The following is a 23,334-nucleotide window of genomic DNA, read 5'->3' as shown; positions in this document are numbered from 1 at the left end:
CGTTTGAACCGCCGCGGGCGAACGGGCCGGATGGAAGCCAACATCCTCCACGCGGATCTGGATGCCTTCTATGCCTCGGTCGAACAATTGCTCGACCCGGCTCTGCGCGGCAAGCCGATCGCCGTCGGCGGCGGCGTTGTGCTGGCGGCCTCCTATGAAGCCAAGGCCTTCGGCGTACGCGGCGGCATGCCGGGGCGGCGTGCGCGGGAGCTCTGCCCCGGGCTGATTTTCGTCGGCGGCCATTTCAAGGACTATCAGCGGCTGGGCGATGCGGCCATCAAGGTGCTCGGCGATTTCACGCCTGTGGTCGAGCGGATTTCCATCGACGAGGCCTTTGCCGACGTCGCCGGCTGCACCCACCTGTTCGGCTCACCGGCCGAGATCGCCGGCAAGATCCGCCGCCGCGTGCGGGCCGAGCTCGGCCTGCCGATCTCGGTCGGCGTGGCGCGCACCAAGCATCTGGCCAAGATCGCCTCACAGGTCGCCAAGCCCGACGGGCTGGTGGTGGTCGATCCGCGCGACGAGCTGGAATTCCTCCACGATCTGCCGGTCGAGCTAATGTGGGGTGTCGGTCCGGTCACCAGGGAGCGGCTGGCCGGCATCGGCGTCAACACCATCGGCGAGCTGGCGAAGACCAACGGTGGGGCGCTGGAGCGCCTGCTCGGGCCGGCGGCCGGAGAAAAACTCAACGCGCTGGCGTGGAACCGCGATCCGCGCAAGCTCGAGACGCAGCGCCGGGCGCGCTCGGCCGGCGCGCAATCGGCGCTCGGCCGAAAACCCGCCGACGAGGAAGTCTTCGTGCCGGCGCTGCTGCATCTGGCCGACAGGGTCGCCACCAGATTGCGGGCGAAATCCCGGCCCGGCCGCACCGTGACGGTTCGCGTCCGCTTTGCCGATCTGCGCTCGGTGACGCGCTCGATCACGCTCAACCAGCCGATTTCGGCAACCGCCATGCTGGCCGAGATAGCCGAGGCGCTGGTGCGCAAGGTGCTGGCCGACCATCCGCACGAAAAAACCATCTCGCTGCTGGCGATCGCCGTCTCGCACCTGGAAAAGCAGCCGGGCCTGCAGCTGGAACTGCCGCTCGGGCTGGACGACGACCGCCGCCGCCCCGGCACCAGGAAGGGCGCGGCGCGCTGGACCGCCGACCGCGCCATCGACAAGATCCGCGACCGCTTCGGCTGGGAGGCGGTCGGCTATGCCTCGGTCGCGCTCGGACTGTCACGGTCGGTTCCCGACGCCTTTCGCGAACTGGCCGAAAAGGAATTGTGAGGCGGCTTGGCCGGACCGATGCGATGCACTTTGCAACAGAAGCGATCGGTCGTCGTTCCTGCAAAAACGCGACGTTCGAGGCGGCCCTGGTCGTCAGACCAAAAGCGTTGCGCTGCCCCAGGCGATCAGGGCGATGCCGGCCGCCCGGCCAACCCACCGGCCTGCAGGAAACACCTTTTCAACCATCACCAGAATAGCGAGCCCGGCAACCCACACCAGATTCATTATGCCACCCACGAACAACAACGCCATCAGCATCCAGCAGCATCCGACGCAAAACGCCCCGTGCAGTGCGCCCAAACGCAGCGCGCCAAGTGCGTGGGGACGCCACTGGCGGGAAAGGAACGCCGTCGGTGTCCGGCAATGCGACAGGCAGGCGTTCTTGAGCGGCGAGAACTGATACAGGCCCGCGGCGATCAGGACGATGCCTGAAAGCCAGCGGCTCTGCGAACTCATCATCGTCGCGGTAACGAACGCCTCGCGTTCGAGCAGCCAATGCAACCCGGCTGCCGCGACGGAGAACCCCAGCCAGACCAGGAGGTAGCCTGCCATAAATACGCCGGTGGGCGCGAGCTTGTCCTGGATCTGATCCTGTGCGAGCGCATGGCGATGTACGCGCGCATAGAGCAGGATGGTCGGCGCGGCGCTCGGGGACATCATGGCGACCATCATGACCCACCACATGGCGATCATCAGCGCCCAGATCGCGGCCCCCCAGAGCCGCGGTTCCGTCGCCATGGCCATCGCGCTCATGTCCATGCCGGGCATGTCGGAGGTCACGTCGGCAGTTTGCTGGTGGGGGAATAGCGCGAGCCTCGACATCTCCCACGCATTCATGCCGAGGCCTGCACCGGCGACGATATAAAGCCAGGTCAGCAGGCACAGCGCCACCACTCCCGCAATCGTGAGGACGCGGTCGCGTCTGAGCAGGCGTTCAAGTGGCGACGCGCCGTCCATGCGACGCGTCAGGCTCGCACCACCCCGTGATTGTTGAGATGCAGCCGCGCGAACTGGCCGTAACTGTCCTTCGTGTTCACCTGAACCGGCCCGCTGGTTGTGCTCGAGGCACTACCGATCTCGGCGACCGCATATTCGAAGCCGTTCGGCAACACGATCTGAGCGCGCGAGTCCGCGCCCGTCACCTTGTTGCGGATCGGTTCACCTACCGTTTCGATGTAGTCCTTAACGAAGATGCGGCCCCTGCGGCCGTCGATATCGAGGTCGAGATCGATCTTCGTGAAAACCGGATCATTCATTTTCGTCACGGTTGAGGCGTAGACGGCGAACATCGTCGCGAACGGGTCGGTGTCCTGGCCGGTCATGATGCGCAGCAGCGCTTGACGCTGCCGGTCTGTTGCGTTCTCGTCGACGAAAGCGATGGCTTCGCCGTTGCCTTCGTGGATCGCGCCAGGCCATTTGAAGATCGCAGCGATCCGGAGGCCATCGAGACCGGTCTCGCCATGATGCCCCTCATCGATCTGGATGCCGGCAACGGCATGGCAATGGCCTTTGTCGGGCAGCGCATTGAATTGACAGTTGCAGCCATATTCGCAGGTGCAATTGACGAGTTCGCGTCCCTTGATTTCCCAAGATGTCATGCTGTCCTCCCTGATCTTGAAATATTAGACCATCATCATACACCTGCGCCGGCCGCACCGCCATCCTGTCGCGTCAAGAGACGGCAGGCCAACGCAGTTTCTCGCCGAAATTCGGTGAACATCCGCCCTGGAGATGGCGAGGCCGATATCGGAACGGCAGAAATTGGGTCGGAACGGGCCTTTCCGACCGCAACCCGCGAAGGTCCGGAAATGCCCCCAGAAGCGGGCGTTCGGCAGCGATCCGAGCAGCAACGATTTTGGCAGGACCGGAAATCGGCATGGAATGCTGCAATCATCATCATGTCCCGTCCAAGTTGTGGACAGTTCCTTCTCAAAGGCGCACTCTTAGCGTGCGAAACGCAAGCTAGCGTTTCGTGCAATGCTTCACATGCTTGACTTGCGTCGGTGATTGTCTGACCTATCCGGATACTTCCGGGTGGGCAGCCTCACATTGTGTCGTCTATCCGTGATCAGGCTGCGGCCTAAGGCACGTTGCAGCCCGTTCCGGATCAACTGGGAGGTAAACAACATGCCTGATTTTCAGCGCAGAGAACTTCTTGTTCAAGGAAGCGCGGCTCTTGCCGCAATTGCTGCTCTCTATACCTCGCGTCGGGCTTACGCCTTTCCAACACGGCCGAGCGAGGAAGTTATTCCGTGGCTGGATCAGCCGACCAAAAATCCCGATCCGGTGGGTATCCAGAAGCAGCTTGTCTGGGAGGATTTGGACAGCTGGATAACGCCAAACGACAAGTTCTTCAGCATCTCGCATTTCAACCGACCAACGATCGACGAGAAGACATGGTCGATGGAGATCGGAGGCTTGGTCAAGAAGCCCTTGGAGTTAACGCTCGCCGACATCAGGGCGCGACCGCGGCAGGAGGTCGTTTTCACAGTGGAATGCTCGGGCAACCACGGGTTTCCCTTTTTCACCGGCGGCATCGGCAATGCTCGCTGGGCAGGGACGCCGCTCGCCCCGATCCTCGAGGAAGCCGGTGTTCTGGAGAAGGGCATCGAGGTCGTCTTTTTCGGTACCGACACAGGCGAGGTCCCGATACGCGACGTCAAGATGCAGCAGAATTTCGCTCGTAGCATGTCGCTCGCCGACGCGATGAACCCCGACAATCTCCTCTGCTATGAAATGAATGGAGCCGCCTTGCCAGCGCCCAATGGCTTCCCGGTACGGCTCATTGCTCCAGGCTGGTACGGGATCGCCAACGTCAAGTGGCTAAAGCGCATCGAGGTTCGCGATACGCGGTTCATGAGCCTTCTGATGGCCCGTGACTATGTCACCATCCGGGAGGAGGACCACAACGGCGAGACCGTATGGGCCGAGACTTCAGTCGGGCGAGCGCTGATAAAGTCCGCGCCTGCGAAGGTTACCCGGAAAGACTCGGATTACCGCATCGTCGGGGCAGCCTGGGGGGCGCCGATCGACCGGGTCGAAGTGCAAATCGATCAGGGGCCTTGGGCACCAGCGACCATTGACCACAGTGAGGAGGCAGAACACGCCTGGAAGATTTGGTCCCTGGCTTGGGCAAATCCCTCTCCTGGAGAACACACGGTGACCTCGCGCGCGGTCAGCACCACGGGACAAATTCAACCGGCGATGGACGATCCCTTGATTGCCAAGAAACACACATACTGGGAAAGCAATGGCCAGGTGACGCGCCGCGTGCGTATCGGCTAGCGCATTTTGCAGCCAAATGGAATCATTTGGCGTCCGCATAAATGCGGCAAAACAGATAGTAGAGCGAGTTACCGGGTCCAAGAGAACCGGAACCGCTCTAAGAACTTGCTGCCATGTGGCAATTGCGTCTGGGTTACCCAGGAGGAGGCTGCCTGATCCGAAAGCTGGCGCCGCTCGCATGACGGGTGTGGGCCGTAGATCCTCTTCGCGACGATACCGCTCCCGAAATCGGAAGCGGAGCCCCTCAGCTTGGGGATCGAGGCGATGGCAGACTTGTCCGGTAGCGCAACCTTGGCTATGTCGCCTTCGCGCGTCATTTCCGCACCATTTCCAGCGCTCTCCTCACCTCTCCACGGCCCTGATTTCCGCATCGACCAGGCACCACGGTGCATAGCGGAAGTCGCGGATCTGGATGATTTCATCGCCCGCCCATTCAACCAGCACGAAGCCGCGCACGGTGCCGTCGGCCGCCTGCGGGTCGCGGATGAGGATGGCCGGCCTGCCGTCGACGAAGCCGAGCGACAATGCCCAGTCGCTGATACGATCGTAATTGCCGAAATAGGTCGACGCCTGGGCCTTGCCGCGCAGGCGGACGCGGTTGACGACATCGAGCCGGACGTCCTCTGCGATCAGTGCCCTGACCGCGTCGAAGTCGCGCGCGTTGAACAGGTCGACATAGCGCCGCAGCCGGCGCTCGTCATCGGCGTCGAGCCTCGGCGCGAGCGCCTGCTCGGGCTGCAGCGCCAGCAGCTTGAGCTGCGCCCGCCCGCGATGCAGCGCGGCCTTGGTGGCGGCGAGCGTCGCGCCGGTCACTTCGCAGGTCTCGTGCAGGCTGAGGCCGAGCACGTCGACCAGGATCACGGCACTGCGCTGCGGCACCGAAAGCTGCATGAAGGAGCGCAGGCCGGTCTGGGCGGCGAGCCGGCTGTCGGCGCTGCCGGAGGGATCCTCGATGACGCTCATGTCGGCCTCGGTCATGCGCGACCTTTCCCGATTGCGCCGCCGCAGATGATCCTGCGCGGCATTGTGGGCGATGCGAAACAGCCATTGCTCCGGCCGTTCGACCATGGCGCCGCCGTCGATCGCCTGCAGCGCCTTGATCAGCACCTCCTGGACGATATCCTCGCCGTCCAAAGTCGCCCTGTTCATTTTCGGCGTAGCGTCCCATTTCTGCGCGAGCGGCATGGCAGGCGCTACCCGGCTTCCTGATCCGCCAGCATACGGTAATTGCCGATGACTTTGACAGGCGATCGCATTGCCGGGGTCGAACGGCGTTCGGCGTGGTTTTCCGCAAACGCCTTGAAGGCGGCAAGCCCGGTCAGCGCCGACGAATCGCCGTCCTGGCCGACGATGTGGACGAACGAGCCGTCGTCCAGCTCGAGCACGAGATAGCGCACCGTCGGCGGTGCCGCCTCGCCCAGTGCTTCGAACACTTTTTCGACCAGCGCGCGGTTATCTTCCAGGTCGGCTTGGTTCACACCGTATCGAATGAGTGCGTAGTTCATCGTCGTCTCCTGACTGGTTGGTATGAACGAAGGACGACCGGCTGCGCTGAAAAGATTCTCATTACCGAAGAATCTTTTCGGTTGCCCGCATCGTCATTCCCGCGTGGGCGGCTGCGCGGCAGCCATCAAGCAGGAGCGACGATCATGCATATCCAGTTTGCCGAGCTTCCGGTATTCGACCAGGACCGCGCCAAGGCGTTCTACACCAGGCATCTCGCCTGTCAGGTGCTGGCCGACCAGAAGATGGGCGATGGCGGCTGGCGCTGGATCGAGCTGGCATTTCCGCATGCCGTGACGAACCTGCATTTCATCAGACGCACCGACGACGCCCCCGGCGCGGAGCCCGTATTGGTGCTGGTCGACGAAAATGTCGGAGCAATGAGCGCGGCGTTGAAGGCGGGCGGCGTCGAAATCATCACCGAACCGCATGAGGCGCCGTGGCAGCCGGGGCGCACGGTGGCAGAGTTTCGCGACAGCGAAGGCAACCGCATGGTCCTCGCCAGCCGATAAGCCACCGGAGCTCTCTGTCCGGCGGGGCGTCCTACCTAAGTCCTACCTTCGGCCGGACCATCGGCCGTGCTTCCTTCGTGTTATTATTTCGTGACCTCTGCGCGCCGGAACCTTCCCTTGCATCGGGCGTTCGGGCGCTGTATTCGCGATGCCTCATATTTAGGCAGGCGGAGGAAATGCGAATAAGGGCGGGTGGCAAAACAAACATGGGCCGGGGAGGAGCATCTTACCATGTCGAACCGTAAAATCGGAATGTCCCACAGTTTGGGGCTGCGCGTCGCTGACCTCAAATCCAGAATGCAAACTGCCCAGATTACCGAGCACGAAATCAAGACGTTTCAAAAGGTTGCCGCCATCATGGGCGGCGCCAAAGGCTCACTGCGCCTCGACGCGGACGATCTGATTGCCGCATCCTTCCTTGTCGATCCCTTGGAAGATCTCCCGCTCTCCAGTTGACGGCGTTGAACGCGGGTCGAAATCCTATCGAATTTGAACCTGCGATTGCCGCCAGCGGAGCATCCGCCAGCCCAAGCCGCATGCGAGGATGACGTTGGCCAGCGCCAGACCGGAAAGCGCGGCCAACGTCCCGTGCGGGCCGAAGCGCTCCAGCAGCAATGCGCCGGCCGAGGGTGCCGCCGCCTGGGCGATCAGGCTCGGCATGGCGAGGCGGCCCATCAGTCTCGCGTAGCCATTCGAGCCGAACAGCGCGAGCGGCAGCGTTCCCCGCGCGATGGATTCGAGGCCGATGCCCGCGCCGTAGAAGCCGAGCGCCAGCGGGATGACCGGCATGCCGGCCCAGAGCGCCGAAACGCCGATCGCCACAAACGTAACCGAGGCGAACTTGGTCAGGATCGGATGGTGGTGGCGCGCGATGGTCATCTCGATCGCGCGCGCCGCCACCTGGGACGGGCCGACCAGCGCGCCGAGCCCGACGGCCGCGGCCAGCGCCATGCCGCTGCCTTGCAGGATGGTGAGCAGATGCACCGACAGCGTCGAGGAGATCACCGCCGCAAGCGTAAGTGTGGCGGCCAACACGATCATGATCGACGGATCGGGATTGTTTTCGAGGATCGGCTTCGCCTGGTTCAATCCCGGTTTGACTGCCGGCTGCGGCGCCTCACGAGGCAGGATCACCAGATAGAGCGGAAGCGCAATCACCAGCTGAAAGACAGCGTAGGCCAGGCAGGTGCCGCGCCAGCCGACCTCCCCAAGAAGCCAGGCCGAAATCGGCCAGCAGATCGTGCTGGCAAAACCGCCGAACAGCGTCAGCGTGGTGATGGCGGAGCGCGCGCCATGGCCATAGTGACGACCAAGCGTCGCGAAAGCGGCATCGTAGAGCCCCGCCCCCATGCCCAGTCCGATGACCAGCCAGGCCGCGATATAGGCCGCAAGATTAGGGGCAAGAGCCAGCCCGATCTGGCCGAGCCCGATGCATGCGGCGCTGAACGCCAGAACGTTGCGGCCGCCATGCCGCTCGATCGACGACCCGACGCGCGGAGAGATCAATCCTGCCGTGAGCAAGCCGAGGGACAGGCCGCCGACAACCCATGCCAGCGGCCAGCCGGTATCGGAGGAGACCGCCGGCGCGATGACCGCTGGAAGATAGTAGGAAGATCCCCACGCCATGATCTGCGTCAGGCCAAGCGCGGTGATGATCGCGCCGCGGCTGCGCAGGATGGAGGGCGAAGGCGCCAGAAGGCTCATGCCGCGACGCTGCAGCCACAGCCGCCTTTGCCGGCCGCCTTCGCCTCGGCGTCGGCGACACAGCAGGCGCTCGAAGCCGCCGGCGCCGGACCGCCGCAGCAACCCTTGTCGGCAATGCCGATCCTCGGCACGGTGCAGACGCCGGTGTCCGGCAGCACGAGCTGGACATTGTCGGCCGCAACCATGTCGCCGGCGATCGCCGCGGCGACGGAGCGGACCTGCTCATAGCCGGTCAGCAGCAGGAAGGTCGGCGCACGGCCATAGCTCTTGATGCCGACCGTATAGAACCCATACTCGGGATGGCTGAGCTCGCGGTGGCCGTGCGGCGGCACGTCGCCGCAGGAATGTTCGTTGGGATCGATCAGCGGTCCCAGCGCCTTGGCGCTTTCCAGCCACGGATCGAGTTCGAGCCGAAGCTCGCGGGTCAGCGACAGATCGGGGCGCTGTCCGGTCGCGGCGATGATGCGGTCGACCGGGCCAATTCGCTGCAAGCCGTCCTTGGTCTGGCCTTCGACGACCAACCGGCCGTCGGCATCGCGGATCGAAACAGCCGCAAAGCCCGTCACCAGTCTGACGCCGCCGCTTTCCACCAGCTCCCGCACTTCGACGCCGAGTTCGCCGCGTGCCGGCAATTGGTCGGCATCGCCGCCGCCATAGATGCGCACCAGGTCGGTGCCGCGCGTTGTCCAGATGAAGACCGTGCCGGGCTCCATATCCGCCAGCCTGGCGAGATCCAGCAAGGCATTGGCGGCTGAATGGCCGGAGCCGGCGACCAGCGTCGTCTTGCCGGCATAAAGGCTGCGGTCGCGGCCGAGGATGTCGGGAATGCCGTAGGCGATGCGGTCGGCAAATTGCGCTTCGCCTACGGCACGAATTCCGCCGGCGCCGAGCGGGTTCGGCATTTGCCAGGTTCCCGACGCATCGATGACGGCGCGGGCGCTGTCGCGCCGCGTGCCACTGGCGGTTTCGACCACCAGCATGAACGGCCGGTTTTCGCGTTCCTTGCTCAGCACTTTGTCGGCGCCCCAGCGCGAAATGCCGACGACGCGGGCGCCGGTTTCGATCGACGGCGACAACTGCGGAAGCTTTGCCAGCGGCTCGAGATAGTCCGCGACGAGGTCGTTTGCGGTCGGGAATGCCTCGGGCTCCGGCATCCGCCAGCCATGCACCTCGAGCAGGTTTCTAGCCGCCTGATCGACGCAATAGCGCCAGGGCGTGAACACCCGGACATGGCCCCAATCCCTGAGGTTGGATGCAACCGCATTGCCGGCTTCGTAGACTTTGACAGGAATACCTTGCGCGATGAGGTGGACCGCTGCCGCCAGGCCGACCGGCCCGGCGCCGATCACCGCGACGGGGAGTTTTTCGATCATTTCCATACCTTCGATCCTTCCGGTAATTTCGAATTATACTGCCAAAAAAATCACGCCGGCGTCTTGGCCGTCGCTTCCGCCGATGCCGGCGCACAGGTGGCGTCGGCGCAGCATTCGTCTGCGAGGTATCCGATGAGCCCATTCATGGCGGGATAGTTGGCCCGGCAGATCAGCGTCGTCGCCTGGCGCTCCTGTGTCACCAGGCCGGTGTCGACCAGCCGCTTGAGGTGATGCGACAGCGTCGAGGCGGCGATGCCGAGCCTGTCCTGGATGCGCCCGACCGGCAGCCCCTCATCGCCCGCCCGCACCAGGGTGCGGTAGAGCTGCAACCGCGTCGGGTTGCCGAGGGCTTCAAGTTGCGCAGCTGCTTTTTCGAGTTTCATGGAAATAAGCTATTTCCAGAATCGCTGCACGTCAAGAGAATTTCGACAAAGATCGAAATAAGACGATATCTAGGCGACGCGCTTGCCGCTGGCGTCGATGACGACCTCGCCGTCCTCCTTGGTGAACGGGCCGATATCCGGATTGGGCAGGATATCGAGCACGGCTTCGGAGGGTCGGGCGAGCATGGTGCTGAGCGGCGTCACCACGATCGGCCGGTTGATCAGGATCGGATGCGCCAGCATGAAATCGAGGATCTCGTCGTCGCTCCACTTGGGGTCGCCCAGGCCGAGTTCGCCATAGGGCGTGCCCTTCTCGCGCAGCAATTGGCGCGGCGTCATGCCCATCGCCGCGATCAGCTCGACGAGTTTTTGCCGCGATGGCGGGTTCTTCAGATATTCGATCACCTCCGGCTCCTCGCCGGACTGCCTGATGATGGCCAGCGTGTTGCGCGAGGTGCCGCAATCGGGGTTGTGGTAGATGGTGATGGTCATTGCGCGGCTTTCATCTGTCCGACTGGTTTCGGTCGGGCGAGCAGCCACCCTGCCAATGCCATGGCGAGCAATGCGCCCAAAAGCTCGGCGGCGATGAAGCCCGGCAGGTCGGCGGGGCGGATCCCGGCAAAAGTGTTGGAGAACGCACGGGCGATGGCGACGGCCGGATTGGCGAAGGATGTCGATGCGGTGAACCAATAGGCGGCGGTAATATAGAGCCCGACCAGCCAAGGGATCGAATCCGGACGGGAGCGTAGGCCGGCAAGGATGGTGAAGACCAGCCCGAAGGCGGCGACCAGTTCCGCAATCCATTGCCCGCTTCCGGTCCGCACCGTCGCCGACACTTGCAGGATCGGCAATTCGAACATTGCATGCGCGAGCAACGTTCCAGCGATGCCGCCGGCAATCTGGGCGGCGACGTAAGCAAGCGCTGCGGTCGTTTCGATTTCACGTCGAAGCGCGAATACCAGCGTCACCGCCGGGTTGAAATGCGCTCCGGAGATCGGCCCGAATATGGTGATCAGCACGATCAGGATCGCCCCGGTCGGCAAGGTGTTGCCGAGCAGGGAGACGGCGACGTCATCGGTCAGCCGGTCGGCCATGATGCCGGAACCGACAACGGTGGCGACCAGCAGAGCCGTGCCGAGGGCTTCGGCAACAAGGCGGCGGGAAAGATTGGCGATGCCGGAGCTCATCTCGCTAGCAGTTGCAGGTCACGGCCTGGATCACAGGCTGGCAAAGTTCCGGTGCGCCATTGCAGCAATCCTCCATGAGGTAGGCGAGCAGATCGCGAAAGCCGGTCATATCGGCAAAGTAGCGCACGCTGCGGCCCTCCCGTTCGGTCCGTACCAGGCCGGCATGCGAGAGGATCTTGAGATGAGCCGATACCGTATTGGGAAACGCGGCGAGCCGCGAGGCGATCTCGCCCGCCGGCACACCGTCGGCTCCGGCCCGCACCAAAAGGCGAAAAACGTCCAGCCGGGTTTCCTGGCCGAGCGCGGCAAGCGCCGAAAGGGCGAGTGTCTTATCCATATTTCCAAGATTCCAGAAATGACGAAGATAGTCAACGCGCATGGTGTCGGTGACGCAATGCAATCGCTTTAGATTTGAGTTCGCCTCTTACTCCGGGCGTTTGCGCTGCCCTCACCTGCCTGGCGACATAATCAGCCAGGCACCGTGGCGGCAACGGCATCAGCGCGGCCAAGACTGGCCGCGGCTTTCCTGACCCGCTGCAGATGCGCCTGACGCTCGGCCGCCGAGACGCTGTCCATCCGGTAGAGCGCCACGAATTTGGTCCGGCACAGCGGATGGCAGACGGAGCGGAAGCCGCGCAGCAGGGTTCGCCTGCCCGGGTGTCCCATGATCCACGACATCAGCGGCGTGGCGCCGCATGTGGTCATCGCCATCACCCGGCGTATGTGCCGCAATTTGGGCCGCGGGCCGTGTCGTGCGGTCGGCATCTCGAAAGCGAAGCCCGGCACCAGCACGCGCTCCAGCCAGCCTTTCAGCATGGCCGGCAGGCCATACCACCAGGTCGGATAGATGAAGACGACCGCCTCCGCCCAGAGCAGCTCCTGCGCGTGTTCGTGCACCGGTTGCAGGTTCGCCGCCTTGTCGTGGTAACCGCGCCATTCCTCGGTGCGCATGACTGGATCGAAGCCGGTCGCATAGAGGTCGAGCAGGTGGATCTGATGGCCCCTTTCGGCAAGCGTCTCCAGCACCGTATCGCGCACGGCGCCGTTGAAGCTGTCGGTGCAGGGATGGCAATAGACGACGAGGACCTTCATCTTGCGCTCAGACCGCTCGGTCGCAAGAGGATCGCGGTGGTGCATGCAAGCGCGTCGCATGCAAACAAGCCACCCGCAGACGTAGTCGATCAGCTGTTTTCATGCGAAGCAGCCCCGCAGCCCCACATCAAGACGCAACACCTCCAGTCACGTCAAGGCCCGCTCGTTCGCTCAAGGGAAATTGCGCAGACATTGGCCGCCCGGGGCGCTGTCCCGCCCCTTCTGTCCCGCAAGCCTTCCGGTCCTTCGGTCGCCCATCAGCATTGCTTCCAGAACATCCGCACCTAGCTTCTGGACGTATCCAAAACCTCAGGAGAAAAAGATGCAGACAGGAAAACTGAGCGGCAAGATCGCCTTGGTGACTGGTGCCTCCTCAGGCATCGGCGAGGCCACCGCCTTGGCGTTAGCGGCCGAGGGCGCCACGCTGGTGATTGCCGCGCGGCGCGCCGAACGCCTGGACGACCTGGCGAGGCGAATCCGTGAGACCGGCAGCGCGGCTCTGCCGATTGTCGCCGACGTCACCGACGAAGCGCAAGCCACGGCCATGGTCGAACGGGTCCTGCAGGAGTACGGCCGGCTCGACATTCTGCTTGCGGTTGCCGGCGTCGGCGTCGCCGCGCCGTTCCGCAACACGACGCCGGAAGAGTACCGCCGGATGGTCGACGTCAACATTCTGGGCCTGCTTTATCCGATCCATGCGGCACTGCCGTCGATGCAGCGGCAAGGCGCCGGCCACATCGTCGTCGTCTCGTCCGGCACCGGCCGTTACATCCACCCTTCGGTGGTCTATTCCGGCACTAAGCACGCGGTGAGCGCAATGGCGGAATCGCTGCGCCGCGAGATCGGCAAGGACGGCATCCGCGTGACCTGCATAGAGCCGGGCGCCGTCAAGACCGAGTTCACCCAGAATATGCGCGCCGATGTGCGTCAGGCAGTCGAGCAAAGGCTGGGCGACATGGAGCAGCTGGAAAGCCAGGACATCGCCGCCGCCATCCTTTATGCGGTGACGCAGCCGCCAAGGGTCAACGTCAACATCCTGACGCTCTATCCGACCGAGCAGGCGTGAGGTTGGCCGACAAGGTGGTACCCTGCGCCGCCCCCTCTGTCCGGCAGGACAGTGGGGGCGCTGTCCCGCCAACCCTTGCCGCCCCGCAGCATCATCCCCCAGTCATCAGCGTGAACACAAGCTGCCGCAACTTGCCGCCCGGGCCGAATTCAACCCGGTCGAAGTCACGGCCCGCCTGCCGTTGCGCCTGCGAGAGTCCAGCGAGCCGTCTCGTCACTTCGATCCTGATCTTGCTGCAGCCGCGGTCATCGGGGACGGTGAGGCCGATGGTGGCCGCCTCTATCTTGTGCACCATGTCGATGATCATGGCGCCATGTATCTTTTCGTGGGCGGCTAGGCCGGCAGCGAAAACCTCCCAGTTCTTCTGGACGACGCCCGGCAGCCGTGTGCCCGGCTTCGGCAAGGTGTAGGTGATGATCAGCTTCGGCCTTGCCGATACCAGCACGCAGGCATCGCCTTGCGGCTGGTAGTCCCTGACCCAGGTCAGCTTGAAATTGGTATGCGCGATGACGCGGCGCTCGCCGAGCAGCAGCCCGCGCCCGCCGATCGAAACGTAGAGCTCAGGGCCGGATTGCCCTGAGATGGCATAGGTCTCGACCTTCTCGACCGCCTGCCAGCCGGCATGCGCCGGCGATGTCAGCAGGGAGGCGAGCAGCAGACAAAGTCGAACGGCTGTTTTCATACCGACATCAAGACGCTGCAACACCCGCCCTTAGCAAGGCGCATGCGCAATCCCGGCGCTAGGCCAGCATTTTCGATCTTGTGATCGATCCTGGCGAGGAGGTCTTCTGTCGGGACGACTGTTATGGCAGCTCATCGGGTTTGTCTCCTGAGAGCATCGCCGCGGCGGGCCTCCCGCGTCCTGAAAGTGCTGAAATAGAATACAGCCCTGCAGTAGGCATGCGAAAAGCTCCGGGTTCTCTCAGTCTGCCACCGCCGGCTTGCGGTTTTCGGATTTGTCGACCGATAGCGACAGCAAGGTGATCGCTCCGAATATAGCCGCGGCACCGACCGCTCCGACGGGCGATAGCCGCTCGCCAAGAAATATTGCTGCGCCAATCGCTCCGAATACGCTCTCTGCGCTGACGATCACGGCAGCATGGCTGGCGGACGTGAAACGTTGAGCAAATGTCTGGATGCCGAAGGCGGCCCCGGTCGAGAAAATGCCGAGCACCGCGAGTTCCGGGCCCGCCTCGCGGACGGCCGCCAGCGACAAATTGCCTTGAAAGGCGCCGAGCGGCAGGGTGATCATCGCCGCTCCGAGAAATTGAGCGGCAGCCATGGTGATTGGCGCACCGTGGGTCTTCACATGGCGGCCAAGCTCCACCATCCAAAATGCGTAACACGCGGCCGAAGCAATCGCAGCGAGATCGCCCCGGCTGAAGCCGGCAGCCAAGCCTCCGGACAGCAGCAGGACACCGCCCAGTGTCATGGCAGCAGCAAACCCACCCGTTCCAGTCGGTCGCTCGCCGATCAGGAGCCAGGCGGCGAGCGGTGTGATTACGGTTGCCGTATTCACCAGGAAGCTCGCATTGGTGACGGAGGTGCCGAGATAGGAGGCCTGCTGGATGGCAATGGAAATTGAAAACAGCAAGCTCACCTTGATGAGGCTCACACGGTAGCTGGCTCCAAATTTCCGTCCCCGCTCAAGCAGCATCAGCGGCGCGGCCATCAGCCCCGCGATAAGGCAGCGCATGCCCACGGCGCTGAGCGGATCGAGATGATCCAGCACGGTCTTCTGCGCGACATTGCCAAAGCCCCAGAAGGCGGCGGCGAGCAGGAGCAGACAGTTGGCCTGCACCTTTGACATGTCAACGCCTCGACAGAGCTTGCGCCGGATGCATTCGGCGCACGATGAGCGATCAGGTTCGGCTGTGCCGCGGGCGATGATTTGGGCTTCCTTCGGCGTTCGGCGCGGACATCGTGCTCGAATTATCGCTCAACCTGTTCGAATGGGTGCAGTGTGGGTGCGCGCTGACCGGGACGATCTGATAACCGACGGCCACCAATTGGAGCTTCATCTCCTCGAAATGCCGCCTTGAGCCGTTGACAATGGATTCAGGCGTGTAGTTCCAGCCCTTTCGCGCGGCATTGGCCAGGATGTCGGCATAGACGCGCATGCTGGCGATTTTCACGTCCGATTCCAGCAACTGCCTGCATCCGCCTGCGAGCGACGGCGACGGGCCGGCGGAAACACTCAAAATCGCGCATGCCAGAACTGTCGAAACAGTACGCATGGAAGCCTCCCCTGATTATAGCTGTTGCTGCAGGCGACCTTGCAGTTTGTGCGTCAGCGGCGGCATCGGGCAGATGCAGTATTCGACCTCCTGCATTTGTAGTATTCTTCCACCGGGGACGGGTTCTACCATGATGCTCAGTGACGCTTCGAAAGCGCAGGCGCTCGATGCCTTGTCGGGTCGCGAGCGTGCGGTTGCGGAAAAATTCGCGTCCGGCATGACTTACCGTGAAATCGGCACGGCGCTTTTCATTGCCCCGACCACTGTTCGCACTCACCTTGCGAGCATCTACGAAAAGCTCGGCGTACGGACCAAGGTCGGGCTCGCGACGTACTTTGCCACCACCTCGGGTGCGCCGCAGGAAGCGCTTTTGCCTTTGTCCGACGCCTCTCCGGTGCTCGCCATATTCCCGATCGAATGCCTGAATTCCGAAGAGGTATGGCAACGCTTTGCCGACGGGCTGTCGTCGGACATCACTATCGACCTGGCGCGGTACGCGGGCTTGCCTGTCATCGCCTTCCACACGATGAAATCGCTAGGCACCAAACCGGCCAATTTCGCCGCGGACGGCAAGGCGCTCGGCGTCACCTATATCGTGTCGGGCAGGTTGCGCGCCGATGACCAGAGGGTTCGCCTGACGATAGAGCTTGCCGATGCCCGTAATGGCGTCAGCCTGTGGAGAGAGCGCTACGACCGCGCCGTCGAGGATATTTTCGCGTTGCAGGACAGCCTGACCGAAAGCATCATCAATGTGTTCGCCGGCAGTTACGGAACGCTCGCCACCGTCGGCCGCAACGCGGTTCGCCGCAAGCCGCCAGCCAGCTTGCGCGCCTATGACTGTTATCTGCTTGCCGTCGAACACCACACCACGTTCAGCCGAGCCGGCAATGCGGAGGCGATCCGCCTGTTTTTACGCGCGCTGGAGCTTGACCCCACTTTCGCCAACTGCTGGGCCGAGCTCGCCTATGCCTATTCGATCGAGGCCTGCAACGGCTTTGGCGACGACGTGTTGACCGCGATCGAGAACTGGCGGACGGCGGCCGAAAACGCCTTGCGCCTCGACCCGACGGACAGCTGCGCCCACGCATGCCTTGGCAATCTAAGGGCATGCGTTGGCGACCTCGAAGGAGCTGAGCGCGCGCACCGGCGCGCTCTCGAATACGGCTTCAATCATGCCGGCATACTGCCGCTGCTTGCCGGCAGCAAGGCGCTTGTCGTTGGCGATCCGGCCGAGGCGATACCGCTCATGGAACGTGCCATGCGCCTCAATCCGCTGGCCCCGCCCTGGTATTTTGGCATGCAGGGCCGCATTCTGTTCGCCGCCGGCAGACACGGGCAAGCCATTGCGGCGCTCCGCCGGAGTTCGCCGGAATCGCCGGACGTGCTGATGTTTCTGGCGCTCGCGCATGCGGCTATGGGTGAGGCCGGCGAGGCGGCCAGGTTTGCCGCCCGTTGAAAGCTGAATTCCCCGAATTTTCGGTCGAACGCTTCATCACAGCCTATCCCGTGACTAACCCGGATGCCGTGCTGGCCATACGCGACGCCGCAAGGCTGGCAAGACTCGGCTAACAGCACCGCATGAATGGCGACGGAGCCCGTGCCGGCGTGAGCCGATGTTGCGGGAAAGGACAACCAATGCAGGCCACATCCAGTCCTTGCGTGGACACAGCCGGCAGCCGGCTATACTGGGAATGCGTAACGAGAACCAAACGCATCATGTCGCCGCGACCGAACATTGTACGGCAACGCCCTGCTCCCGGGACCCAGCCTCCCGGTGTCAGCCTCTGCCGCGCGCTGTCGAAGCTTGGCCTGTGCTCGCGCAAGCAGGCCGAGCTTCTGGTTGCCGAGGGGCGCGTGCGGGTCGCCGGCAAAATCGTGCGCAACGGCTCGATGCGCGTCGATCCCGGTCGCGACCGCATCGAGGTCGACGGTCGCCGCATCGCCGCCGAGCGCAAGGTCTATCTGATGCTCAACAAGCCGCGCGGGCTGGTCACCACCCGCGACGACCCGCAAGAACGCGGCACCGTCTATGAGTGCCTGGCAGGGCTCGACCTGCCCTTCGTCTCGCCGGTCGGCCGCCTCGACAAGGCGAGCGAAGGCCTGCTCTTGATGACCAACGACACGCGCTTCGCGCAGCGCCTGCTCGACCCCGCCTCGCATGCCGCCAAGACCTATCACGTGCAGATCGGCGCCCTGCCCGACGACGGCATGCTGGCGCGGTTGCGCGGCGGCGCCACGGTCGATGGCGAATTGCTGACGGCCCGGTCGATCGAGCTGCTGCGCGGCGGCACCAGCACCGCCTGGCTGGAGATCGTGCTCGACGAGGGCCGCAACCGCCATATCCGCCGGCTGCTCGGTGCCCATGATATCGAGGTGCTGCGCCTGGTGCGGATCGCGATCGGCCAATTGCAGCTCGGCGACCTCGCCAAGGGCAAGGCACGCCATCTTACTGCGGAAGAGCGGGCGCTGCTTCAGGCCTGAGCATCTGGCGTTGGACGCGTCTCAAGCCGACGGAGCAATTGACATTAACATCTCTGTTTCATATTTTCCGTTCGTGAAACTGAAATGCGATGGTGCAGTCGAAGTGCCAGTCTGACGCGCATAGGCGAAGCTGGCTTGGAGCCGGAGAGAAAAACATGAGTACAGCGTTGCGGGCGGTTCCCAGATTCCTGGACGAATTGAGCACGTTTGGCGGTCTCAAGGGGACCGATATTGCAAACATCACCGACGTGTCCAAGGCCACGGTTTCGAGATGGAAGGCCGGCGACATCAAGCCCCAGCCGCGCAGCGAACTCATTTTGTCGGACCTGCATTATATCGTCGGCCGCCTGCAGGAGTTCTACGAGCCAAGTGATATTCGCACCTGGCTTTACGCTCGACACCCGCAATTGAATGGCGAAAGAGCAATCGATCTCATTCACGACGACCGTGCTCTCGACGTCCTCAAAGTCATCGATCGGCTGGAGAACGAGGTCTTTCTCTAATTGGCGATCACCGGGCGGAAACGACGCGACAGCCGACTCATCGACGCTATCGAAGCAATAGCTCCGGTCGAATACTCAGGAACGGTTTGGCGAGTGGTGCGCCAGGGCCGCAGCCCGATCCAGTGCTCAAGCTCCGGTGGCCGTTGGGGCGATGAAACATTCGATGTGCTCTACGCCTCACAGGCGCGGGAAGGTGCTTTGAGCGAGATGAGGTTTCACCTGACGCTGGGGCAACCAGTGGCCCCTTCGCGTGTCAGATACAATCTTTTCGAGATCGATCTTGCTTTGGAGCGGGCGCTCAGGCTGCTGGACCTGGCTGCCTTGCAGTCCCTCGGTCTGGACACGCCGCGTTATGGGCAGCTTTCGTATCAGGAAAAGCATGCCGAATATCCCAGGTCGCAAGACATCGGCGAGGCCGCGCATTTCCTCGACTATGACGGTCTGATCGTGCCCAGCGCGCGATACGACTGCCTGAACGTCGTCGCGTTTTGTGATCGGCTGCCGGCTGGGGCGATCACGACCAGAACCGATCATGGGGACATCGACTGGACTTAGCGGCGGCCCCGCTGCTGTCCATCCCCCGCGCGGGCGATGCGGCCAGGGGAAGTGGCGCGCTAGCATTGCCGCCAATTGCCGAGACTCCAACGCGCGAAGGAGGATCCATGCGTCTGGTCCGAGTGATACCGACCCTGCTGGCGTTCCTGGCAGTCATGCCGCTGAATGGCGAAGCGGCTGGCAAGAAGTACCCCAAAGGCCACGGCACGAACTGCGCCGAGAAGGACCGGGAGTGCCAGAACCAATGCCAGGCTCAGCCGATCGACTACAACAGCGTCCGGTCGATCAATGCGCGCAACGAATGCCTGAACAATTGCACCATCGGCTACGATCTGTGTCTCGGGGCACCCGCCCGAATCCAGGACCAGACAATCCAGGAGGACGCCGCGCAATAGAACCCGCTAGAGTGGGCTCCAATGCGCAAGAGATGGGTGTGATCGAAATGACAGCGACAGCCGCCCGTCACCGTCAGGTGCGGCCGCCGACCTCGTCGATATGGCGCAGCATGTCGTCGGGATCTTCGTAGACGCGGAACGCGCCCGATTGCCGAAGCTCCTCGGTGCCGTAGCCGCCGCTGAGCAGGCCGACGCCCAGCGCCCGGCAGCGAACCGCCGCCAGCATGTCCCAGACGCTGTCGCCAACGACCACCGTTGCCTCGATCGGCACGTTCAGCCTTTCGGCTGCGGCGATGAACAGGTCCGGATCGGGCTTGGCGTATTTGACCAGGTCGCGCGTCACCACCGGCGTCCGCTCCGGATCGACGCCGAGCGCGGCGAGGTTGACCGACGCCGTCTCCATGCGCCCGCTGGTGGCGATCGCCCACGGTATGCCCGCCTCCGTCAGCCACGCCAGCAATTCGCGCGCACCGGGGAGCGGCCGGATGCGGCTCGCCTGGCGCTGATAGGCTGCGGCATGGCGCCGCCGCAGCCGGTCGACGCGCTCGGTGCTGATCTCAATGTTGGTTTCGCGCAGCAGCTGGTTGGTGAACAGCCCGCCGCTCATGCCGATCTTGCGGTGGATGCGCCAGACCGACAGCTCGATATCCTCCTCGTCGAGCGCCTCCTTCCAGGCCAGCACATGCTGGTAGACGCTGTCGACCAACGTGCCGTCGAGATCGAACAGGAAAGCGGGTTGCAGACGCATTGTTTTTCTCCTGGGTGCTTTTCGATTGATCGGATGTAGCGCGGGCTGGCGGCAAGCACAGGCCGGCCAGTGCCGTCACCGCCCCGGGGATCGATCCATGATCGCTGCGCCTTCAAGCTCGGCCGAGCCCCGTCATGGATTTCGGCAAAATCGAGCCCATATCTTGTATGTGGAGCTTTGAGCGTGAAACTCTGGCGTGTGGCCCTTCTCGCCGCGACTTTCGTCGCCGCTGTGATCGTTTGTTCCTTTTCCACAACCGGAGAGGCCGGCGACCGCGAGAGGGTTGCGTTGCGCGTCGAGATAAACGGCGCCATTGGTCCGGCGAGCGCCGGCCAGTTCAAGGAAGCACTGTCGGTCGCCGCGGAGCGAAACGCCGAGGTCCTCATCCTGCAGATCGACACGCCCGGCGGGCTGGTCACCAGCATGCGCGAGATCATCGCCGGCATCCTCGCCTCGCCGGTTCCCGTCATCGGCTATGTCGCGCCCGCTGGTGGGCATGCGGCGAGCGCCGGAACCTACATCCTCTACGCGACCCATGTCGCGGCGATGGCGCCCGGCACCAATCTTGGTGCTGCAACGCCCATCGAGCTTGGCGGGCCGCTGCCATCCTTTCCCGGCGGCGGCGACAAGAACGACGACGCGAGCAAGGACCAGAAGAACGCCGCCGGGCCGCCGGCAGGCGATGCGATGATGGCCAAGGTGACCAATGACGCGGTCGCCTTGATCCGCAGCCTGGCTGAACTGCGCGGACGCAATGCCGATTGGGGTGAAAAGGCCGTGCGCGAGGCGGCCAGCCTGTCGGCCAACGCGGCGCTGCAGGAGCATGTCGTCGACTTCGTCGCCCGGGACACGACCGAACTGCTGCAACTGGCCGATGGCCGGACGGTCGAGGTGGCCGGCGGGAAAGAAGTGTTGGCGACGAAAGGGCTGCCGGTTGAAACGCTGGAGCCTGGCTGGCTCATCAGGCTTCTCGCCGTCATCACCGATCCGAACATCGCCGTCATCCTGATGCTGGTCGGCGTCTATGGCCTCGTCTTCGAGTTCACCAGCCCGGGCGCAGTGGCGCCCGGCGTGATCGGCACGATCTGCCTGCTGCTTGGCCTCTATGCGCTCAATCTCCTGCCGATCAACTATACCGGCCTTACCTTGATGCTGCTTGGCATCGCCTTCCTCGTCGTCGAGGCTTTCAATCCCACCGTGGTGCTTGGATTGGGAGGCGTGGCAGCCTTTCTGCTGGGTGCTGCCATGCTGCTCAGGATCGAGGGGCCCGGCTTCGAGATGTCGTGGGCCGTCATCGGCACTGCCGCCACCTTGACGCTTGGCCTGGCATTCCTGACCGGCAGCTATGTCTGGACCGCGCGCAAGAGGCCTGCGCGGGTCGGCGCGCAGGCCATGCGCGGACTGCCGGCTGAAATCCTCGACTGGAAGGGCGGCGAGGGCCACGTGCTTGCCCGGGGCGAGCGCTGGCGGGCGAAGGCCGACGAACCACTGGCACCAGGCGACAATGTCGAGGTGGCGGGCGTCAAGGGTCTCGTGCTCACGGTACGGCGCCGTGATGGAGCAAGGCAATGATCATCGGTTATGTCGTCTATCTGGTACTCGCTCTCATCGTGCTGATGTTCCTGTCCGCGGCCATTCGCATCCTGAGGGAATATGAGCGTGGCGTGGTCTTTACGCTGGGCCGCTTCACTGGGGTGAAGGGACCCGGTCTCATTCTCCTCGTCCCCTTCGTCCAGCAGATGGTGCGGGTCGATCTGCGCGTGGTGGTCCAGGACGTGCCGCCGCAGGACGTGATCTCGCGCGACAATGTCTCGGTGAAGGTGAATGCCGTGCTGTATTTTCGAATCGTCGACCCCGAGCGGGCGATCATCCAGGTCGAGGACTTCATGGCCGCGACCAACCAGCTGGCGCAAACCACGTTGCGCTCGGTGCTTGGCAAGCATGAGCTCGATGAAATGCTGTCCGAACGTGACCGGCTCAACAGCGATATCCAGGAGATTCTCGATCAGCGGACCGATGCCTGGGGCATCAAGGTATCCGATGTCGAGATCAAGCATGTCGACCTTAACGAGAGCATGATCCGCGCCATCGCCAAGCAGGCCGAGGCCGAACGGCTGCGGCGTGCGAAGGTGATCAATGCCGATGGTGAGCAACAGGCGGCGGCAAAGCTCGTCGAGGCCGGCAAGATGCTGGCTCAGGAACCGCAGGCCATGCAGCTGCGCTATTTCGAGGCCCTGCATGACATCGCTGGCGAGCGCTCGTCGACGGTCGTGTTTCCGCTGCCGATGGATCTGCTCTCTCATTTCATCAAGCAGCCCGGTGAGAAGAAGTGAGTTGAAACGTGCGAGGTTAGCGAAAGCCGAGATGACGGCCGATCTTCCCCTTGCGGGGGAAGATCGGCAGCTTCACCACCCCCTCACCTCCGCCACGGCGGGACGGGCGCAAAGCGTTTGCCGATCCAGTCGGCGAAGGCGCGAGTCTTGGCGGCTTGCCCCTTGGCCGAAGGCATGACGACATAGACGGCGCCCTCGTCGGCAAGCGTCCAGTCCTCCAGCACCGGCACCAGCCGGCCGTCGGCGAGTTCGCGTCCGACCAACCAATCCGTGCTCATCATCAGTCCGACGCCCTGTACGGCGGCTTCGACCAGCACCTCGGCGTCGTCGGTGACCAGCGGCCCGGAAACTTCGATACTGACGCGCCGGCCCGTGCTGTCGGTCATCTCCCAGGCCGGAAAGGTCTGGAAGCCCGAGAAGCCGAGGCAGCTGTGTTCCAGCAGCGCTTCCGGCGTAGCCGGCGTGCCCCGGCGGGCAAGGTAGGACGGTGCGGCGCACAGCAGCCGCCGCCGTGTCGCGACCTTGCGCGCCACTAGCCGCGAATCCTCCAGCGCGCCGAGGCGGACGGCGACATCGAAATTCTCGGCGACGAGGTCGACGAACCGGTTGGAGAACTCGGCCTCGATACGAACGTCGGGAAATTCGGCGAGAAATTGCGGCAGCAGCGGGCCGATCCACATGCGCCCGAACGAGCCGGGCAGCGCC

The 23,334-nt window shown here is 63.6% G+C and carries 28 protein-coding genes; 12 read left to right on the top strand and 16 right to left on the bottom strand.

The window, feature by feature from the left end; translation table 11 throughout:
* Positions 1 to 30 precede the first annotated feature (30 nt).
* Entirely contained in the window at positions 31 to 1,272 is a 1,242-nt protein-coding gene (gene dinB / locus NKJ08_RS26665) for a DNA polymerase IV (RefSeq protein ID WP_352524013.1), read from the top strand.
* A gap of 93 nt (positions 1,273 to 1,365) precedes the next feature.
* Here the strand turns inward: dinB and NKJ08_RS26660 are convergent, their stop codons facing one another.
* Both NKJ08_RS26660 and NKJ08_RS26655 read right to left on the bottom strand, forming a co-directional pair.
* Entirely contained in the window at positions 1,366 to 2,229 is an 864-nt protein-coding gene (locus tag NKJ08_RS26660) for a DUF2182 domain-containing protein (RefSeq protein ID WP_352524012.1), read from the bottom strand.
* Between the two features lie 8 nt (positions 2,230 to 2,237).
* Positions 2,238 to 2,870, bottom strand: coding sequence for a DUF1326 domain-containing protein (locus tag NKJ08_RS26655; protein ID WP_352777467.1), 633 nt, complete (start codon positions 2,868 to 2,870; stop codon positions 2,238 to 2,240).
* Between the two features lie 529 nt (positions 2,871 to 3,399).
* On the opposite strand from NKJ08_RS26655, the gene NKJ08_RS26650 reads away from it, so the two are divergent.
* Positions 3,400 to 4,557 (top strand): sulfite oxidase, encoded by a 1,158-nt coding sequence (locus NKJ08_RS26650; protein ID WP_352524009.1) that lies wholly within the window; start codon positions 3,400 to 3,402, stop codon positions 4,555 to 4,557.
* 342 nt (positions 4,558 to 4,899) lie between these two features.
* Here the strand turns inward: NKJ08_RS26650 and NKJ08_RS26645 are convergent, their stop codons facing one another.
* Together NKJ08_RS26645 and NKJ08_RS26640 are read right to left on the bottom strand one after the other, a co-directional pair.
* Positions 4,900 to 5,706: a sigma factor gene (locus NKJ08_RS26645; RefSeq protein ID WP_352784160.1), complete on the bottom strand. Its 807-nt coding sequence runs from the start codon at positions 5,704 to 5,706 to the stop codon at positions 4,900 to 4,902.
* A gap of 44 nt (positions 5,707 to 5,750) precedes the next feature.
* Positions 5,751 to 6,062 (bottom strand): hypothetical protein, encoded by a 312-nt coding sequence (locus NKJ08_RS26640; protein ID WP_352524007.1) that lies wholly within the window; start codon positions 6,060 to 6,062, stop codon positions 5,751 to 5,753.
* Positions 6,063 to 6,206: 144 nt separating this feature from the next.
* Here NKJ08_RS26640 and NKJ08_RS26635 point away from each other — a divergent pair, with 144 nt between their 5' ends.
* A complete protein-coding gene (locus NKJ08_RS26635) occupies positions 6,207 to 6,572 on the top strand; it encodes a VOC family protein (protein WP_352524006.1) in 366 nt (121 codons plus the stop codon).
* 231 nt (positions 6,573 to 6,803) lie between these two features.
* On the top strand, positions 6,804 to 7,028 hold the full coding sequence (locus NKJ08_RS26630) for a hypothetical protein (RefSeq protein ID WP_352524005.1): 225 nt from the start codon (positions 6,804 to 6,806) through the stop codon (positions 7,026 to 7,028).
* Between the two features lie 24 nt (positions 7,029 to 7,052).
* On the opposite strand, the gene NKJ08_RS26625 is transcribed toward NKJ08_RS26630, so the two are convergent.
* From NKJ08_RS26625 to NKJ08_RS26595, 7 genes are all read right to left on the bottom strand, one after another.
* Positions 7,053 to 8,276, bottom strand: coding sequence for an MFS transporter (locus NKJ08_RS26625; protein ID WP_352524003.1), 1,224 nt, complete (start codon positions 8,274 to 8,276; stop codon positions 7,053 to 7,055).
* On the bottom strand, positions 8,273 to 9,649 hold the full coding sequence (locus NKJ08_RS26620; RefSeq protein WP_352524002.1) for an NAD(P)-binding domain-containing protein: 1,377 nt from the start codon (positions 9,647 to 9,649) through the stop codon (positions 8,273 to 8,275). Before NKJ08_RS26620 ends, NKJ08_RS26625 begins: the two co-directional genes overlap by 4 nt.
* A gap of 50 nt (positions 9,650 to 9,699) precedes the next feature.
* Positions 9,700 to 10,032 carry an ArsR/SmtB family transcription factor gene (locus tag NKJ08_RS26615; protein ID WP_352524001.1) on the bottom strand — a complete coding sequence of 111 codons (333 nt, stop codon included), beginning with the start codon at positions 10,030 to 10,032 and terminating at the stop codon, positions 9,700 to 9,702.
* Positions 10,033 to 10,101: 69 nt separating this feature from the next.
* Complete coding sequence (arsC, locus tag NKJ08_RS26610) at positions 10,102 to 10,524, bottom strand: arsenate reductase (glutaredoxin) (protein ID WP_352524000.1); 423 nt, start codon at positions 10,522 to 10,524, stop codon at positions 10,102 to 10,104.
* On the bottom strand, positions 10,521 to 11,219 hold the full coding sequence (locus NKJ08_RS26605; RefSeq protein ID WP_352523999.1) for an aquaporin: 699 nt from the start codon (positions 11,217 to 11,219) through the stop codon (positions 10,521 to 10,523). Before NKJ08_RS26605 ends, arsC begins: the two co-directional genes overlap by 4 nt.
* Positions 11,220 to 11,223: 4 nt before the next feature.
* On the bottom strand, positions 11,224 to 11,556 hold the full coding sequence (locus NKJ08_RS26600; protein ID WP_352523998.1) for an ArsR/SmtB family transcription factor: 333 nt from the start codon (positions 11,554 to 11,556) through the stop codon (positions 11,224 to 11,226).
* Positions 11,557 to 11,687: 131 nt separating this feature from the next.
* The gene (locus NKJ08_RS26595) at positions 11,688 to 12,311 is read right to left on the bottom strand and encodes an NAD(P)H-dependent oxidoreductase (protein WP_352523997.1); all 624 of its coding nucleotides are present in this window, start codon (positions 12,309 to 12,311) and stop codon (positions 11,688 to 11,690) included.
* 322 nt (positions 12,312 to 12,633) lie between these two features.
* On the opposite strand from NKJ08_RS26595, the gene NKJ08_RS26590 reads away from it, so the two are divergent.
* A complete protein-coding gene (locus NKJ08_RS26590; RefSeq protein ID WP_352523996.1) occupies positions 12,634 to 13,377 on the top strand; it encodes an SDR family oxidoreductase in 744 nt (247 codons plus the stop codon).
* Between the two features lie 91 nt (positions 13,378 to 13,468).
* On the opposite strand, the gene NKJ08_RS26585 is transcribed toward NKJ08_RS26590, so the two are convergent.
* The 3 genes from NKJ08_RS26585 to NKJ08_RS26575 form a co-directional block, all read right to left on the bottom strand.
* Positions 13,469 to 14,059, bottom strand: a complete 591-nt coding sequence (locus NKJ08_RS26585; RefSeq protein WP_352523995.1) for a DUF922 domain-containing Zn-dependent protease — start codon at positions 14,057 to 14,059, stop codon at positions 13,469 to 13,471.
* A gap of 240 nt (positions 14,060 to 14,299) precedes the next feature.
* Positions 14,300 to 15,187 carry a DMT family transporter gene (locus NKJ08_RS26580; RefSeq protein ID WP_352523994.1) on the bottom strand — a complete coding sequence of 296 codons (888 nt, stop codon included), beginning with the start codon at positions 15,185 to 15,187 and terminating at the stop codon, positions 14,300 to 14,302.
* Between the two features lie 52 nt (positions 15,188 to 15,239).
* Positions 15,240 to 15,614 (bottom strand): hypothetical protein, encoded by a 375-nt coding sequence (locus NKJ08_RS26575; protein ID WP_352784153.1) that lies wholly within the window; start codon positions 15,612 to 15,614, stop codon positions 15,240 to 15,242.
* Positions 15,615 to 15,744: 130 nt separating this feature from the next.
* On the opposite strand from NKJ08_RS26575, the gene NKJ08_RS26570 reads away from it, so the two are divergent.
* The 5 genes from NKJ08_RS26570 (at position 15,745) to NKJ08_RS26550 (ending at position 19,548) form a co-directional block, all read left to right on the top strand.
* On the top strand, positions 15,745 to 17,070 hold the full coding sequence (locus NKJ08_RS26570) for a LuxR C-terminal-related transcriptional regulator (RefSeq protein WP_352784151.1): 1,326 nt from the start codon (positions 15,745 to 15,747) through the stop codon (positions 17,068 to 17,070).
* Positions 17,071 to 17,330: 260 nt separating this feature from the next.
* Positions 17,331 to 18,095 carry a pseudouridine synthase gene (locus NKJ08_RS26565; protein ID WP_352523991.1) on the top strand — a complete coding sequence of 255 codons (765 nt, stop codon included), beginning with the start codon at positions 17,331 to 17,333 and terminating at the stop codon, positions 18,093 to 18,095.
* Between the two features lie 155 nt (positions 18,096 to 18,250).
* Positions 18,251 to 18,598: a hypothetical protein gene (locus tag NKJ08_RS26560; RefSeq protein WP_352523989.1), complete on the top strand. Its 348-nt coding sequence runs from the start codon at positions 18,251 to 18,253 to the stop codon at positions 18,596 to 18,598.
* Positions 18,599 to 19,153: an RES family NAD+ phosphorylase gene (locus tag NKJ08_RS26555; RefSeq protein WP_352784147.1), complete on the top strand. Its 555-nt coding sequence runs from the start codon at positions 18,599 to 18,601 to the stop codon at positions 19,151 to 19,153. It abuts the gene before it with no gap.
* Positions 19,154 to 19,260: 107 nt separating this feature from the next.
* Positions 19,261 to 19,548 carry a hypothetical protein gene (locus NKJ08_RS26550; RefSeq protein WP_352523987.1) on the top strand — a complete coding sequence of 96 codons (288 nt, stop codon included), beginning with the start codon at positions 19,261 to 19,263 and terminating at the stop codon, positions 19,546 to 19,548.
* Between the two features lie 73 nt (positions 19,549 to 19,621).
* On the opposite strand, the gene NKJ08_RS26545 is transcribed toward NKJ08_RS26550, so the two are convergent.
* Positions 19,622 to 20,296, bottom strand: a complete 675-nt coding sequence (locus tag NKJ08_RS26545) for an HAD family hydrolase (RefSeq protein WP_352523986.1) — start codon at positions 20,294 to 20,296, stop codon at positions 19,622 to 19,624.
* Between the two features lie 183 nt (positions 20,297 to 20,479).
* Here NKJ08_RS26545 and NKJ08_RS26540 point away from each other — a divergent pair, with 183 nt between their 5' ends.
* Together NKJ08_RS26540 and NKJ08_RS26535 are read left to right on the top strand one after the other, a co-directional pair.
* Positions 20,480 to 21,868: an NfeD family protein gene (locus NKJ08_RS26540; RefSeq protein WP_352523985.1), complete on the top strand. Its 1,389-nt coding sequence runs from the start codon at positions 20,480 to 20,482 to the stop codon at positions 21,866 to 21,868.
* Positions 21,865 to 22,629 (top strand): slipin family protein, encoded by a 765-nt coding sequence (locus NKJ08_RS26535; protein WP_352523983.1) that lies wholly within the window; start codon positions 21,865 to 21,867, stop codon positions 22,627 to 22,629. The genes NKJ08_RS26540 and NKJ08_RS26535 overlap by 4 nt, the downstream gene beginning before the upstream one ends.
* Positions 22,630 to 22,712: 83 nt before the next feature.
* On the opposite strand, the gene NKJ08_RS26530 is transcribed toward NKJ08_RS26535, so the two are convergent.
* Positions 22,713 to 23,334: substrate binding domain-containing protein (locus tag NKJ08_RS26530; protein ID WP_352784144.1), on the bottom strand; the 622-nt coding region annotated here is incomplete at its 5' end.

Origin of the sequence: Mesorhizobium sp. M0244 (assembly GCF_040321795.1) — a bacterium.
Classification (GTDB): domain Bacteria; phylum Pseudomonadota; class Alphaproteobacteria; order Rhizobiales; family Rhizobiaceae; genus Mesorhizobium.
This window is presented reverse-complemented; position numbering and strand designations above follow the sequence as displayed.

Coding starts and splice junctions, on each gene's coding strand:
- dinB (WP_352524013.1), top strand. CDS start 31: ATGGAAGCCAACATCCTCCACGCGGATCTGGATGCCTTCTATGCCTCG.
- NKJ08_RS26660 (WP_352524012.1), bottom strand. CDS start 2,229: ATGGACGGCGCGTCGCCACTTGAACGCCTGCTCAGACGCGACCGCGTC.
- NKJ08_RS26655 (WP_352777467.1), bottom strand. CDS start 2,870: ATGACATCTTGGGAAATCAAGGGACGCGAACTCGTCAATTGCACCTGC.
- NKJ08_RS26650 (WP_352524009.1), top strand. CDS start 3,400: ATGCCTGATTTTCAGCGCAGAGAACTTCTTGTTCAAGGAAGCGCGGCT.
- NKJ08_RS26645 (WP_352784160.1), bottom strand. CDS start 5,706: ATGAACAGGGCGACTTTGGACGGCGAGGATATCGTCCAGGAGGTGCTG.
- NKJ08_RS26640 (WP_352524007.1), bottom strand. CDS start 6,062: ATGAACTACGCACTCATTCGATACGGTGTGAACCAAGCCGACCTGGAA.
- NKJ08_RS26635 (WP_352524006.1), top strand. CDS start 6,207: ATGCATATCCAGTTTGCCGAGCTTCCGGTATTCGACCAGGACCGCGCC.
- NKJ08_RS26630 (WP_352524005.1), top strand. CDS start 6,804: ATGTCGAACCGTAAAATCGGAATGTCCCACAGTTTGGGGCTGCGCGTC.
- NKJ08_RS26625 (WP_352524003.1), bottom strand. CDS start 8,276: ATGAGCCTTCTGGCGCCTTCGCCCTCCATCCTGCGCAGCCGCGGCGCG.
- NKJ08_RS26620 (WP_352524002.1), bottom strand. CDS start 9,649: ATGATCGAAAAACTCCCCGTCGCGGTGATCGGCGCCGGGCCGGTCGGC.
- NKJ08_RS26615 (WP_352524001.1), bottom strand. CDS start 10,032: ATGAAACTCGAAAAAGCAGCTGCGCAACTTGAAGCCCTCGGCAACCCG.
- arsC (WP_352524000.1), bottom strand. CDS start 10,524: ATGACCATCACCATCTACCACAACCCCGATTGCGGCACCTCGCGCAAC.
- NKJ08_RS26605 (WP_352523999.1), bottom strand. CDS start 11,219: ATGAGCTCCGGCATCGCCAATCTTTCCCGCCGCCTTGTTGCCGAAGCC.
- NKJ08_RS26600 (WP_352523998.1), bottom strand. CDS start 11,556: ATGGATAAGACACTCGCCCTTTCGGCGCTTGCCGCGCTCGGCCAGGAA.
- NKJ08_RS26595 (WP_352523997.1), bottom strand. CDS start 12,311: ATGAAGGTCCTCGTCGTCTATTGCCATCCCTGCACCGACAGCTTCAAC.
- NKJ08_RS26590 (WP_352523996.1), top strand. CDS start 12,634: ATGCAGACAGGAAAACTGAGCGGCAAGATCGCCTTGGTGACTGGTGCC.
- NKJ08_RS26585 (WP_352523995.1), bottom strand. CDS start 14,059: ATGAAAACAGCCGTTCGACTTTGTCTGCTGCTCGCCTCCCTGCTGACA.
- NKJ08_RS26580 (WP_352523994.1), bottom strand. CDS start 15,187: ATGTCAAAGGTGCAGGCCAACTGTCTGCTCCTGCTCGCCGCCGCCTTC.
- NKJ08_RS26575 (WP_352784153.1), bottom strand. CDS start 15,614: ATGCGTACTGTTTCGACAGTTCTGGCATGCGCGATTTTGAGTGTTTCC.
- NKJ08_RS26570 (WP_352784151.1), top strand. CDS start 15,745: ATGATGCTCAGTGACGCTTCGAAAGCGCAGGCGCTCGATGCCTTGTCG.
- NKJ08_RS26565 (WP_352523991.1), top strand. CDS start 17,331: ATGTCGCCGCGACCGAACATTGTACGGCAACGCCCTGCTCCCGGGACC.
- NKJ08_RS26560 (WP_352523989.1), top strand. CDS start 18,251: ATGAGTACAGCGTTGCGGGCGGTTCCCAGATTCCTGGACGAATTGAGC.
- NKJ08_RS26550 (WP_352523987.1), top strand. CDS start 19,261: ATGCGTCTGGTCCGAGTGATACCGACCCTGCTGGCGTTCCTGGCAGTC.
- NKJ08_RS26545 (WP_352523986.1), bottom strand. CDS start 20,296: ATGCGTCTGCAACCCGCTTTCCTGTTCGATCTCGACGGCACGTTGGTC.
- NKJ08_RS26535 (WP_352523983.1), top strand. CDS start 21,865: ATGATCATCGGTTATGTCGTCTATCTGGTACTCGCTCTCATCGTGCTG.